Genomic DNA, 13,012 nt, shown 5'->3' on the forward strand with positions numbered 1-13,012 from the left:
CAGCGAGAGGGTTCATGATACGCCGTCGTTTGACGCTGGTTGCGGGTTTGGCGCTCGCGATCACCGCATCGCTTGCCACGCCCTGTTTTGCCCAGAAAGGTCTCGCCGCGGAGAGCGCGCGGATCAACGCACTCCGAAGCGCCGGCAAATATTCGGAGGCGCTGCCGCTGGCGCAGGCCATGGTGGCGTCTCTCGAGAAGACCACCAACAATCGTGATCTCGCGGGCGCGCTCAACAACCTCGCGCAGATCTACGCCGACCAGGGCCACGACGACCAGGCCGAGCCGCTCTACAAGCGCGCCATCGCACTGATGGAGAAGGGGACCGGTCTCGACAGCGTCGAGATCGCACCGGTGCTGAACAACCTCGCCGCGCTCTATCAGAGGCAGAGCCGCTTTGCAGAGGCCGAGCCGCTGTTCAAGCGTGCGCTCGCCGTTCGTGAGAAGGCGCTGTCGCGCGAGCATCCCGACGTCGGTCAGTCCCTCAACAATCTCGCCACATACTATGTCAAGCAGCAGCGTCAGGCCGAAGCCGAGCCGTTGTTTCAACGCGCGCTCGCGATCTACCAGAAGGCCGGTGGTCCCGAGCATCCGGCGGTCGCGACGCTCCTGAACAATCTCGGCCAGCTCGACCGCGACCTCAACCGGGATGCGGATGCCGAGGCGCCGATCAGGCGTTCGCTCACGATCCGCGAAAAGGTGCTGGGACCGGACCATCCTGACGTCGCGCGCTCGCTGAACAATCTCGCCGGTCTCTACGAGCACCAGCGGCGCTATGCCGATGCGGAGCCGCTCTATCGCCGTGCGCTGTCGATCCGCGAACGTGCGCTCGGTCCCGATCATCCGGACGTTGCGACCTCGACCAGCAATCTGGCCTATTTCCTCTACGTCTCCGGGCGGAACGCCGACGCGCTGCCGCTCGCGGAAAAGACGCTTGCGACCAATCGAGCGCAGCTGTGCGTCGTGCTGCCGGTTCTGTTCGCCGCGCGACAGCAGCATCTGCTGGCTGACGACAAGGCGCTGGACGAGGCGCTCGCCGCGATCCAGCGCGGCACGCAATCCTCCGCCGCATCCGCCGTGAACAAGCTGGCCGTGCGCCTTGCTGCCGGCAGCGACCGGCTGGCCGAACTCGTGCGCCGGGACCAGGATCTTGCAGCTGAGTCCGAGGCGCTCGACAAGGCGATCATCGCCGCAGTGTCGAAGCAATCCGCCCAGCGCGACGTCGCGGCCGAGCAGCGCAGCCGGGTGCGGATCGCGGCGATAGCGAACGAGCGCACGGGCTTGCAGAAGACGCTCGCGGTCGAGTTCCCCGACTACGCGTCGCTCTCCAATCCCCTGCCGCTGGCGGTCAAGGATATCCAGCCCTTGCTGTCACCCGACGAAGCGATGGTGCTGTACTCCGTCGTCGACAGGCAAAGCTATGTCGTCGCGATCACGCGCGAAGGCGTCGACTGGAAGGAGATTCCGCTCGGCGCGGACGCGCTGACGCGGAAGGTGACTGCCTTCCGCAAGGGGCTCGATGTCGGCAAGGCGCGCGACGCCTCCGGTAAATCAGGCTTGTTCGATCTCGGGCTCGCCAACGAGCTCTATGTCGCGTTGCTCGGCCCGGTCGAAGCGCTGACGAAGGACAAGCGCAACCTGCTGGTGGTGCCGTCGGCTGCGCTGACGGCGTTGCCGTTTCATCTGCTCGTCACAGAGACGCCGCAAGCTGCGATCCCGGACACGCTCGAAGGCTATCGCAGCGCCGCCTGGCTGTTGCGGCGTCAGGCGGTGTCGGTGCTGCCCTCGGTGGTCAGCCTCAAATCGTTGCGTGCCGTCGCGCGTCGGGAGCAGGGCGTGAAGCCGATGACTGGCTTTGGCGATCCCGTGTTCAATCCTGCGCTGGAAGGGCCGGCCGATCGTCGCGCCGCAAGCGGCAAGGTCGCTGCACGCAACATTGCAACAATTGCCTATAGCGATTTTTGGCGCGGTGCCGGCGTCGATCGCGCGCGGCTTGCGCAGGCGCTGCCGCAACTGCCGGATACCGCGGACGAGTTGAACGCGGTGGCAAAGGATGTCGGCGCGGCCGAGACCGACATCCATCTCGGCCGCGATGCCAGCGAAACGACGCTGAAGCGTGCAGCGCTTGCTCAATACAGCATCATCTACTTTGCCACCCACGGTCTCGTCGCCGGCGATATCAAGGGATTGGGCGAGCCCTCGCTTGCGCTCTCCATTCCCGATCGGCCGACGGAGCTGGATGACGGCTTGCTCACGGCAAGTGAAGTCGCTCAGCTCAAGCTCAACGCGGATTGGGTCGTGCTGTCGGCCTGCAACACCATCGCCGGCGACAAGCCCGGCGCCGAGGCGCTGTCGGGACTGGCGCGCTCGTTCTTCTACGCGGGTGCACGCGCGCTGCTGGTCTCGCATTGGGCCGTGGATTCGGAAGCTGCCACCCGCTTGACCACGTCGACTTTCGAACTGCTCAAGAACGAACCAAAAATCGGCCGCGCCGAAGCCTTGCGCCGCGCGATGTTAACGTACGTCGATGACACCTCGTCACCGCGCAACGCCTATCCCGCGATGTGGGGCCCGTTCGCGCTCATCGGCGAAGGCGAGGTACGATAGGACGGTCCTGCGATTGTGCGTCGCAATAACCACAGGAAACGCGGAATTGCGCATTTGGTTGCGCGATCATTCGTGATTTTTTGATGCACCCGCACAGGGCTGACATGCGCGACGTTTGGCGCGGTCCTTGAATAAACCAAATCCTGCGGGATCGGCTTGGCAACGCCAGCGTTCACCATTATTACGTCGTTCAACCGAGGCCGGACGGCCTGTAATTCACGGTGACCGCGATGGCGCCAAAGCTTGGTCGCGCTGAGTGTCGCGGGTTCTAGGAGGATTTTTCGTGCAAGAGACGGGCGTGCGCAACGGTGCCTTCGGTGCCGACAAATTCGGCTTAAAGAATCTCAAACGGGTTCACTGGAACCTCGGCGCGCCACAACTCTACCAGTACTCGCTTTCCGCGGGCGAGGCGGTGCTGTCGGCTGACGGTTCGCTTTGCGCCGACACCGGTGAGTTCACCGGCCGCAGCCCGAAGGACAAGTTCACGGTGCGTGACGCCACCACCGACAAGAAGATGTGGTGGGCGGGCAATCAGTCGATCACCGCCGAACAGTTCGAGACGCTCTACCAGGACTTCCTCAAGCACGCTGAAGGCAAGAGCCTGTTCGCGCAGGACCTCTATGGCGGCGCCGATCCGGCCTACCGGATCAAGACCCGCGTGTTCACCGAGCTCGCCTGGCACTCGCTGTTCATCCGCACGCTGCTGATCCGCCCCGAGGCGGTCGAGCTGTCGAGCTTCACGCCGGAGCTCACCATCATCGACATGCCGAGCTTCCGCGCCGATCCCAAGCGCCACGGCTGCAAGTCGGAGAACGTCGTCGCGATCGATTTCGCCCGCAAGATCGTCCTGATCGGCGGGTCTTATTATGCCGGTGAGATGAAGAAGTCCGTCTTCACCACGCTGAACTACTATCTGCCCGAGCGCGGCGTGATGCCGATGCACTGCTCGGCCAATGTCGGCGCCAATGGCGACACCGCGATCTTCTTCGGGCTGTCAGGCACCGGCAAGACCACGCTGTCGGCCGATCCGAACCGCACGCTGATCGGCGACGACGAGCATGGCTGGGGTCCGAACGGCGTCTTCAACTTCGAGGGCGGCTGCTACGCCAAGTGCATCAAGCTCTCGCAGGAAGCCGAGCCCGAGATCTACGCGGCGTCGACGCGCTTCGGCGCGGTGCTCGAGAACTGCGTGCTCGACGAGGACACCCGCGTCGTCGATTTCGACGACGGCTCCAAGACCGAGAACACGCGCTCCGCGTACCCGCTCGACTTCATCCCGAACGCTTCGCGCACCGGCCGCGCGCCGCAGCCGAAGAACGTGGTGATGCTCGCCGCCGACGCCTTCGGCGTGCTGCCGCCGATCGCAAAGCTCTCGCCGGCGCAGGCGATGTATCACTTCCTGTCCGGCTACACCGCCAAGGTCGCCGGCACCGAGCGCGGTCTCGGCAACGAGCCGCAGCCGGAATTCTCCACCTGCTTCGGTTCGCCCTTCCTGCCGCTCGACCCCAGCGTCTATGGCAACATGCTGCGCGACCTCATCGCCCAGCACAATGTCGATTGCTGGCTGGTCAACACCGGCTGGACCGGCGGCAAGTATGGCACCGGCTCGCGCATGCCGATCAAGGTGACGCGCGCGCTGCTCACCGCTGCGCTCGACGGCTCGCTTCGCAACGTCGAATTCCGCACTGACAAATATTTCGGCTTTGCGGTCCCGACCGCGCTGCCGGGCGTGCCGGCCGAGATCCTGAACCCGGTAAACACCTGGAAGGACAAGGACGAGTTCGACAAGACCGCCCGCGCGTTGGTCGGCATGTTCCAGAAGAACTTTGCCAAGTTCGAAGCCCAGGTCGACGCCGAAGTGCGCGCGGCCGCGCCGGACGTGAAGCTTGCGGCGGAGTAACGTCGTATCGTTTGAAACGCAAAAGGGCGGCCGCGAGGCCGCCCTTTTTGTTTTTTCCTTCTCCCCTTGTGGGAGAAGGTGGCGCGAAGCGCCGGATGAGGGGTTGTATCCGCGCGTTCAGCTGGAAGAGACGCGCTCGCGGCGAGAGACCCCTCACCCGGCTCGTCGCTTCGCGACGAGCCACCCTCTCCCACAAGGGGAGAGGGGAAGAGCGCCTCAGGCCTTGAAATACGCGATCTGCGTGGTGGTCGCGAGCAGCCTGCCGTTCGGAGACCACAGCTCCGCGTTCTGATCGGCGTAGCTCTTGTGCATGATCTTCGAATCGGCGGTTGCGAGCACGCGGGTGATGTCTTCGGCCGCGAGCTCTTCCGCGTCGGTGTGGAAGTAGGTCGTCAACGACACCGTCCCGAACGGCACCAGCTCGCGCCGCGCGTGGAAGATGCGGCCGAAGAAGGCGTCCGACATCGACATCAGCGACAGCATGTCGAGTTTGCGCGGCGTGCGGTCGCCGATCCAGAGCTTGGAATAGGTGCCAGCGAGCTCGGTCTGCGGTGGGCCGATCCGCATCTCGCCCTCGACGAAGCGGAATTCATACTGGTTGGCCCAGGACGCCGCGATTTTCGGGAAGGGCAGCGTCTGCTCGAACGGCTTTGCGTCCGGATATTGCGCCACCCTGTGCTCCCAGGACGGCCGGCGCTCGGCGAACACGGCGGTGGCGAGCGTCGCGACCTCGCCGCCGCCCTGCGACAGTTCGACGCTCCAATGTTGGCTGGAGCGATTGGCCTTCACCAGCCGCACGTCGAGATCGAACGGCCCCTTCGCGATCGGCGCGCAGTAATTGACGGTCAGCGCCAGAGGATCGCCGGCGCGCTGCGGATGGTCGATCAGCGCACGCAGGATGGTCGCGGCCGTGGCGCCGCCGAACGGGCCGACAAAGGCCCAGTAATCGTCGCTGGTGTGTCCCTGCCAGCTGGAGTCGCCGGCGCTGATGCGTGTGGCGTCGTCGAAGGGATGCGGGAGCTTGGCGTGCATTGTCTAATCCGGCTTTCAATGACGGACGTCATACCACGTCCGCCGCCGGCTTGTGCAATTACCTCTGGGATAGTCGATTTCGCGTCGTGGAAAATCAACCTGCAACGTCGCGCAGATCCGGCAGCAGCGGCGTGGTCGGATTGACCGGCACGTTCCAGATCTCCTCGGCATATTCGCGGATGGTGCGGTCCGAGGAGAACCAGGCCATGCGCGCGACGTTGAGGATGGAGGCGCGCGTCCAGGCCGGCGCCACCTGCCAGCGTGCGTCGACGCTGCGCTGCGCTTCGTAATAGGAATCGAAATCGGCGCTGACCATGTAGTGGTCGAGATAGCGCAGCGCGTGCGCGATGGATTCGAAGCGGCCCGGATCGCCGGGCGAGAACTCGCCGGTGCCGATCGCATTGATGGCGCGCTGGAGCTTTGGCGAATTGCGGATCACGTCGGAGGCATCCAGCCCCTGCTTGCGGCGGATCATCACGTCGCCGGCTTCCATGCCGAAGATCGCGATGTTCTCCGCGCCGACATGGTCGCGGATCTCGATGTTGGCGCCGTCGAGCGTGCCGATGGTGAGGGCACCGTTCAGTGACAGCTTCATGTTGCCGGTGCCGGAGGCCTCCATGCCGGCGGTCGAGATCTGCTCGGACAGGTCGGCGGCGGGAATGATCACCTCCGCAAGGCTGACATTGTAGTCGGGCAAGAAGACGACCTTGAGCTTGCCGCCGATCGCGGGATCGTTGTTGACGACCTCCGCGACGTCGTTGACCAGCTTGATGATCAGTTTTGCGTAGCGGTAGCTCGCCGCCGCCTTGCCGGCGAAGATCTTCACCCGCGGCACCCAGTTGCCGTTGGGATCGTCCTTCATCGCCTGGTACAGCGCCACCGTCTCGATGATGTTGAGGAGCTGGCGCTTGTATTCGTGAATGCGCTTGATCTGCACGTCGAACAGCGCGGTCGGATCGACCTTGATGCCGAGCCGCTCGCCGATCAGGCGCGCCAGCGCGGTCTTGTTGTGCAGCTTGACGCTGCGGAACTTCTTCTGGAATTCGACGTCGCTGGCGCGGGCTTCGATCAGCGAGAGCTGGGTCGGATCGTCGAGCACGGCTTCGCCGCAGGTCTCGCGCAAGAGGTCGGTCAGCTTCGGATTCGCCAGCATCAGCCAGCGGCGGAAGGTGATGCCGTTGGTCTTGTTGGTGATACGGCCGGGATAGAGATGGTTGAGATCGTGGAACACGGTCTCGCGCATCAGGTCCGAATGCATCGCCGAGACGCCGTTGATGCGGTGCGAGCCGACGAAGGCGAGCTGGCCCATGCGCACACGGCGTCCGCTCCTCTCGTCGATCAGCGAAACCGAGGCACGGAAATCGATGTCGCCGGGGGCGCGCGCTTCGGCCAGCGCGAGATGCTGCACGTTGATGCGGTAGATGATCTCGAGATGGCGCGGCAACAGCCGCTCGAACAGTTCGACCGGCCAGGTCTCCAGCGCCTCGGGCAACAGCGTGTGGTTGGTGTAGGACAGCGTCGCGACCGTGATCTTCCAGGCCTCGTCCCAGCGGAAATTGTGCAGGTCGACCAGGATGCGCATCAGCTCGGTGACGGCGAGGCTCGGATGCGTGTCGTTGAGCTGGACCGCGACCTTCATCGCGAGGCTGCGAAGCTGGCCGTCGGAGGTCAGGTGACGATTGACCAGGTCCTGCAGCGAGGCGGAGACAAAGAAATACTCCTGGCGCAGCCGCAGCTCGCGGCCCGCCGGGCTCTCGTCGTTCGGATAGAGGAATTTGCAGATCGCTTCCGCGCGCGACTGTTCGGCGCTGGCGCTGACGTAGTCGCCCTTGTTGAAGGCGTCGAGCTTCAACGGATCGGGCGAGCGTGCCGACCACAGGCGGAGCGCGTTGACGTGCTGGCCGCGCCAGCCGACGATCGGCGTGTCATAGGCGATCGCCTGCACGGTCTCGGCCGGATGCCAGATCGCGCGGTCCCGGCCCTTGTCGTCGACATGCTCGATGCCACCGCCGAAATGGACGTGATAGATCACCTCGGGCCGCTGCAATTCCCAGGGATTGCCGAAGCTCAGCCATTCGTCCGGATATTCCTGCTGCCAGCCCTGATTGATGATCTGGCGGAACAGGCCGTAATCGTAGCGGATGCCGTAGCCGATCGCGGGGATCGAGAGCGTGGCCATGCTCTCCATGAAGCAGGCGGCGAGCCGCCCCAGGCCGCCATTGCCGAGCGCGGCATCCGGCTCGCATTTGCGGAGCTCAGGCAGCGATACGCCGAGATCGCCGAGCGCGACCTCGAAGATCTTGAGCAGCCCCATGTTGTTCAGCGCGTCGGTGAAGAGACGGCCGATCAGGAATTCGAGCGAGAGATAATAGACGCGCTTGCGTCCCGCATCGTAGCTGTGCTTCTCGGCCGTGAGCCAGCGATGCACAATGCGGTCGCGCAGCGCGAGCGCTGCGGCCTGGTACCAGTCGTGCTTGGTCGCCATGCCCGCATCCTTGCCGATGGCAAGGCGCAGCTTCGCCAGGATCGCGCCCTTGACGTCAGCCAGCGCGAGTTCGTCGATGGGCTGGCCGGAGGCCGGCAAACTTGGCTGGAACGATTGATCTTGCAAGGCCGTCACTTCCTGGTCGCGAGAACACCACTAACTCTACGCGTCTTGCCCCTGCACCGGAACCATCGCTGGCGCGGCCGTGCACTGCGCTGGCGTAAATTTATGCAAGGAACGGGCCGATTTGGGAACCCGGAAGCGTACGGAGAGCTGCGGATTCGGTGCTAGATTGAGGGCAGATTCGGCCATCAGTGTGGAGGAAACGCCCATGAGATTGCTGATCGAAATCGCCGCCGCGGCCTTCCTCGTCGTCTGCATCACCGCCTCCAGCGCCGCCTTTGCCGCCGGCAAGACGGGCCGCGGTGCCGACGGCCTGAGCTGCGGCTTCAGCGTTCCGGAAAATGCGTCTCCCGCAGTGCGCTGCGCTGCCATCAAGCGCCAATGCGGCGGCAAGTTCTACGCGAATGTGTGCGGGGACAGGCTGGTGTCGGCAGCGAATTGAGGAGCGGGTTGCTGGATTCACCGCACGCTATCGCACCACGCCCGACGTGAAGCCCGCCTTGCGGCGCGGCGGCTTGATTTCCTTTTTCAGGAAGCAGCGCGCTTCACGCCCGGTGTAGCCGGGACGGGAGTAGGTGAAGGCGCGGCACTTGTTGTCGGCGATGCAGGCGGCCTTGCAGGCCTCTTCGCCTTCGCCGTCCTTGATCTCGAAATTGCGCAAGTCGCCGCCGGGGCGGTCGATCGATGTTTCAACGCCTTCGATCCGCGGCTCGATCACGCCGGCGCCACGCACGCCGGAGATGCAGCAGCTGCCCGGGACGCGCGGCGGCACCGTGTTCTTGAGCCAGCACACTGCCGAGCCGCCTTCGACGTCGGGATAGCTGAAGCTCCAGGAGCGGCAGCGGCGATCGCGCTCGCAGAGCAGCGCACAATCCTCAGGGTCGCCTGACGTCACCGGCGAGCTGAAATAGTCGCCGCCGGGCCGGTCGAACGCGGTCTGGGCGCGCGCAGGCACGCTCGCAAACACGAGCAAAAGCAACGTGGCGCAGGCCACGACATTTGCCATGACGGCCCCGCGCAGGCGGCCCTTCCCCATCGGAACAGCTTTCGAGTTATTGACGGCGCTCAGGTTTTTTCAGCCGGTCATTTGATCGCCGCAAACCTGTACGGGCGATGAACGGCTCAGGTCCTGGTCGTCGGCCTCTGGCCTAGAACGCGTATTCCGCGTAGGCCGGTTCCACGGAGCCGTTCCAGGCGCCGTTGAACTTCTCCAGCATCTCCTCGGCCGGGGTCCGGCCGGAATCGATGATGCGATCGAGCGGCTCCAGATGCCGGGTTTCGTCGCGGCCGAGCTGGTCGATCCGGCCGCGCCGGCGCAGGCCGGCATGGGCCAGAACGAGGCATTCCTTGGCGATCTCGAACAGATAGCGGTCCTTGATCCGCGCCTTGAAGCCGAACCGCGGCACGTCGTCGCGCAGGGCCTGGCGCTCATGCGCGGTCCAGTGCTTCACGAGATCCCAGGCGGCATCGAGCGACACATCGTCGTAGAGCAGCCCGGCCCAGAACGCCGATAGCGCCGGCAGGCGGCCCCACGGGCCGCCATCGGAGCCGCGCATCTCGAGATAGCGCTTGAGGCGCACCTCCGGGAAGATCGTCGAAAGATGATTGGCCCAGTCCGACAGCGTCGGACGTTCGCCGGGCAGATTGTTGTTGCGGCCGTCGAAGAAGGCGCGGAACGAGGAGCCCGAGACGTCGATGTAATCCTCGTCGCGCTTGACGAAGTACATGGGCACGTCGAGCGCGTAGTCGACATAGCGCTCGAAACCCATGCCGTCCTCGAATGCCCACGGCATCATGCCCGAGCGCGCATTGTCGGTGTCGCGCCAGATCTCGGAGCGGAACGACAGGAAGCCGTTCGGCTTGCCCTCGGTGAACGGCGAATTGGCAAACAGCGCGGTCGCGACCGGCTGGAGCGCGAGCGAGACGCGCAGCTTCTTGACCATGTCGGCTTCGGAGGAGAAGTCGAGATTGGTCTGCACCGTGCAGGTCCGGTACATCATGTCGAGGCCGTATTGACCGACCTTCGGCATGTAATTGGTCATGATCTTGTAGCGGCCCTTGGGCATCACCGGGATGTCGGCGCGCGACCAGGACGGCGTCATGCCGAGCCCGAGGAAGCCGATGCCGAGCGGGGTCGCGATCTCGCGCACCTGCGCCAGATGCGCCATCAGCTCGCTCTGGGTCTGATGCACGTTCTCGACCGGCGCGCCGGAGAGCTCGAACTGTCCGCCGGGCTCGAGCGAGATCGCGCCGCCGCCGGTGACGTCGTAGAGGCCGATGATGTTGCCCTTCTCCATGATCGGCTCCCAGCCGAGCAGGAGCTTCATGCCTTCGAGCAGCGCGCCGATGCCCCGCGCGCCCTCGTAAGGCACCGGACGGTGGCCTTCGAGCGTGAACGGCGTCTTCTCGTGCTCGGTGCCCATGCGGAATTCGGACGGGTCCTTGCAGCCGGCCTCGAACCACGCGACGAGCTCGTCGCGCGACTGCAGCGGCGTCATATCGATCTGGTCTCGCGCCATATCAAACTCTAATCAAAAAGGGCGCTTCGATCGAAGGCGCGCGGGTGACGGGGTGGTCCGTGAGCCCAGGGGGTGCACGGACGAGCTGGTTTGCCGCACGATCATCGCGACGGCGTGGTTTCGTTGACGTGGACGGGCGGCAGTTTCATCTCGCCGCACGAGCAGCCGAGACGGTCGAGCAGACCGCTGAGCTTGACGGCATCCGCATCGGACAGTTTCGAGCCGACATACTTTTCGATTGCGGCCGAATAGGCGCCCCACATCCGCTTCTGCAACTCGCGGCCGGCTTCCGTGATCTCCACGAACTGGCCGCGCTTGTCGATCTTGCATTCGCGCCGGGAGGCGAGCCCCTCGTCGACGAGGCGGTCGATCAGGCGCGAGGTGGAGTATTGCGGGATCAGCATCTGCCGCTCGAGTTCCACCGGGCGCAGCTCACCCGAGGGCGCCCGCGACAATTCGAGCAGCGCGTCGTACCAGGCCAGCGGCGGGAACCCCGCCTTCTTCAAGTCCTGCTCGACGCAACCGAGCACGCGGCTCTGCACCCGCATCAGGCGGATCCAGGCCGAAGTTGCCTCGGTCGATGGTTTGCGTTTCATGGTCCCGCTCAAGCTCGTCGTCCCGTCTCTTACCCCACTCGATGCACCTGCATCAATCTTGACTATTGGATGCAGATGCATGTAGGCGTTCCTTCGGCCCAACCAAGCGTCAAGAGAAGGAAATTCCATGAAACTCTATTACTCGCCCGGCGCCTGCTCCCTGTCCCCCCACATCGCGCTCCTGGAAGCCGGCCTGCCCTATGAGCTGGTCAAGGTCGATATCCGGGCCAAGAAGCTCGAAAATGGTGAGGATTATCTGAAGCTGAACCCGAAGGGCCAGGTCCCTGCGCTGGGCCTCGACAGCGGCGAGATCGTGACCGAAGGCCCGGTCATTGTCCAGATGATCGCCGACCAGGCTTCGGCCAAGGCGCTGGCGCCGGCTCACGGCAGCTCCGAGCGCTACAAGCTGCTCGAATGGCTGAACTTCCTCACCTCGGAGGTGCACAAGAGCTTCGGACCCCTCTTCGCGCCGGCGCTGAACGACGAGGCCAAGGCCTTCTTCAAGGACCGCGTCATGGGCAAGCTGGCATACATCGACAGCCAGCTCGCCGGCCGCGACTACCTCATGGGAAAGCAGTTCACGGTTGCCGACGGCTATCTCTTCACGATGCTGACCTGGGGCGACCGGATGAAGTTCGACCTCTCGGCCATGCCGAACCTGACCGCCTACAAGGCTCGCGTCGCAGCGCGGCCGCAGGTGCAGGAGGCGCTGAAGAAGGAAGGCCTTGCGCAGGCGAAGTAAGCGCATCGCAACACGCGAAAGGCCGGATCGACGATCCGGCCTTTTTCATTGTGAACCATTCGATCGGCGGCCACGTCGAAATCGCGGAGCACCTCCACGAGACAGCCGCCGCCATGAACATGATCGTCCTTATGACTGCCGCGGGCGCGCCGCTCGCGATGCTTGGCTTGTCGACGCCGGACCTGCCGCAGCGCAATTGCATCTTCATGATCCATCCGCAGGTCACCTCGGCGGTGTTCGAGAGCAAGGAAGGAAGAATCGTCTTTCCCGATCGTCCGACCGAATATCCGTGCAGCTACGCCAGGAAGAAGGGCAGAGCGGACATCGCCTTCACCAACCAGAATGGTTGGCGTTTCGAGGTTTGCATCGGCCGCGGCGATGAAGGCAGCTGGAGAGCGAGTCTTGCCGACGATGCGATCTCGGGCCGGGCGTTCTCGCCGTTCGGGGACCGCAAATAAAACGGGCCGGATCGTCGATCCGGCCCCTTCTTATTCTGTCCTGGGCAGGGTGGGGGCGAACCCATCTCACCGGATCATCGTACCTATCATTAGACTTATGAACTACTGTTCGCCGAATGTAAGTAGTGCTGTCTTGTCAGCACCCGTAAAGCGCGCGAGCTTGGCGGAATTGCTAGAGGATTATTTGTGCGTTCATCGGAGTTGAACTTGACGATTGCCTTGGTCCTGATCGTCGCAAGTGCATTGGTGGGAATAGCGACCGGTTATGTTTTCAGGATCTGGGCGCTGGTATTGATTGCGCCGGCAATCGCAGTTTTCTCGGCGATCATTCTTCGCGCTTACGAATTCGGCATGATGGCCGGTGTGACCGTCATCGCCATCTGTCTTGCCGTCTGCCAACTCGCCTACTTCGCGGCGGCCTACCTGCTGCACGCGCGGGCGGTCTCAGCCCATGACGAAGTCGACGGCGAGCCAGGCGAGGGAAGCCAGCATAAGATCCGCCGCCAGCACAAGTAACGCCAAAGCGCCCCAAAGCATCGGCCCCTTGCGGC

11 protein-coding genes are annotated in these 13,012 nt (G+C 64.2%); 6 read left to right on the forward strand and 5 right to left on the reverse strand.

All coding sequences use genetic code 11. From position 1 onward, the window contains the following. The first annotated feature begins 14 nt into the window (after nucleotides 1-14). The gene (locus AB7008_RS04345; RefSeq protein ID WP_304492580.1) at nucleotides 15-2,606 is read left to right on the forward strand and encodes a CHAT domain-containing protein; all 2,592 of its coding nucleotides are present in this window, start codon (nucleotides 15-17) and stop codon (nucleotides 2,604-2,606) included. A gap of 283 nt (nucleotides 2,607-2,889) precedes the next feature. Further along, nucleotides 2,890-4,506, forward strand: a complete 1,617-nt coding sequence (locus AB7008_RS04350; RefSeq protein ID WP_028160583.1) for a phosphoenolpyruvate carboxykinase — start codon at nucleotides 2,890-2,892, stop codon at nucleotides 4,504-4,506. A gap of 216 nt (nucleotides 4,507-4,722) precedes the next feature. Here AB7008_RS04350 and AB7008_RS04355 read toward each other — a convergent pair whose 3' ends face one another. Continuing rightward, complete coding sequence (locus AB7008_RS04355) at nucleotides 4,723-5,538, reverse strand: acyl-CoA thioesterase (RefSeq protein WP_028159986.1); 816 nt, start codon at nucleotides 5,536-5,538, stop codon at nucleotides 4,723-4,725. 94 nt (nucleotides 5,539-5,632) lie between these two features. Then, nucleotides 5,633-8,149, reverse strand: coding sequence for a glycogen/starch/alpha-glucan phosphorylase (locus AB7008_RS04360; protein ID WP_039158310.1), 2,517 nt, complete (start codon nucleotides 8,147-8,149; stop codon nucleotides 5,633-5,635). Between the two features lie 205 nt (nucleotides 8,150-8,354). Between AB7008_RS04360 and AB7008_RS04365 the strand changes: the two genes are divergently transcribed. Further along, nucleotides 8,355-8,588, forward strand: coding sequence for a hypothetical protein (locus AB7008_RS04365; protein ID WP_304492597.1), 234 nt, complete (start codon nucleotides 8,355-8,357; stop codon nucleotides 8,586-8,588). Between the two features lie 27 nt (nucleotides 8,589-8,615). On the opposite strand, the gene AB7008_RS04370 is transcribed toward AB7008_RS04365, so the two are convergent. The 3 genes from AB7008_RS04370 to AB7008_RS04380 all read right to left on the reverse strand — a co-directional run bounded on the left by AB7008_RS04370 (nucleotide 8,616) and on the right by AB7008_RS04380 (nucleotide 11,261). Beyond that, a complete protein-coding gene (locus AB7008_RS04370; RefSeq protein ID WP_014498537.1) occupies nucleotides 8,616-9,182 on the reverse strand; it encodes a PAN domain-containing protein in 567 nt (188 codons plus the stop codon). A gap of 112 nt (nucleotides 9,183-9,294) precedes the next feature. Continuing rightward, on the reverse strand, nucleotides 9,295-10,665 hold the full coding sequence (locus AB7008_RS04375; protein WP_038933719.1) for a glutamate--cysteine ligase: 1,371 nt from the start codon (nucleotides 10,663-10,665) through the stop codon (nucleotides 9,295-9,297). Between the two features lie 101 nt (nucleotides 10,666-10,766). Then, entirely contained in the window at nucleotides 10,767-11,261 is a 495-nt protein-coding gene (locus tag AB7008_RS04380; RefSeq protein WP_441258501.1) for a MarR family winged helix-turn-helix transcriptional regulator, read from the reverse strand. 127 nt (nucleotides 11,262-11,388) lie between these two features. Between AB7008_RS04380 and gstA the strand changes: the two genes are divergently transcribed. The 3 genes from gstA (at nucleotide 11,389) to AB7008_RS04395 (ending at nucleotide 12,977) form a co-directional block, all read left to right on the forward strand. Beyond that, nucleotides 11,389-12,003 (forward strand): glutathione transferase GstA, encoded by a 615-nt coding sequence (gene gstA, locus AB7008_RS04385; RefSeq protein WP_248881244.1) that lies wholly within the window; start codon nucleotides 11,389-11,391, stop codon nucleotides 12,001-12,003. 113 nt (nucleotides 12,004-12,116) lie between these two features. Beyond that, nucleotides 12,117-12,461, forward strand: coding sequence for a hypothetical protein (locus AB7008_RS04390; protein ID WP_441258502.1), 345 nt, complete (start codon nucleotides 12,117-12,119; stop codon nucleotides 12,459-12,461). Between the two features lie 207 nt (nucleotides 12,462-12,668). Continuing rightward, nucleotides 12,669-12,977: a hypothetical protein gene (locus AB7008_RS04395; RefSeq protein WP_441258503.1), complete on the forward strand. Its 309-nt coding sequence runs from the start codon at nucleotides 12,669-12,671 to the stop codon at nucleotides 12,975-12,977. The last annotated feature ends 35 nt before the right edge of the window (nucleotides 12,978-13,012 follow it).

Source organism: Bradyrhizobium sp. 521_C7_N1_3, assembly GCF_052075975.1.
Classification (GTDB): Bacteria; Pseudomonadota; Alphaproteobacteria; order Rhizobiales; family Xanthobacteraceae; genus Bradyrhizobium; species Bradyrhizobium japonicum.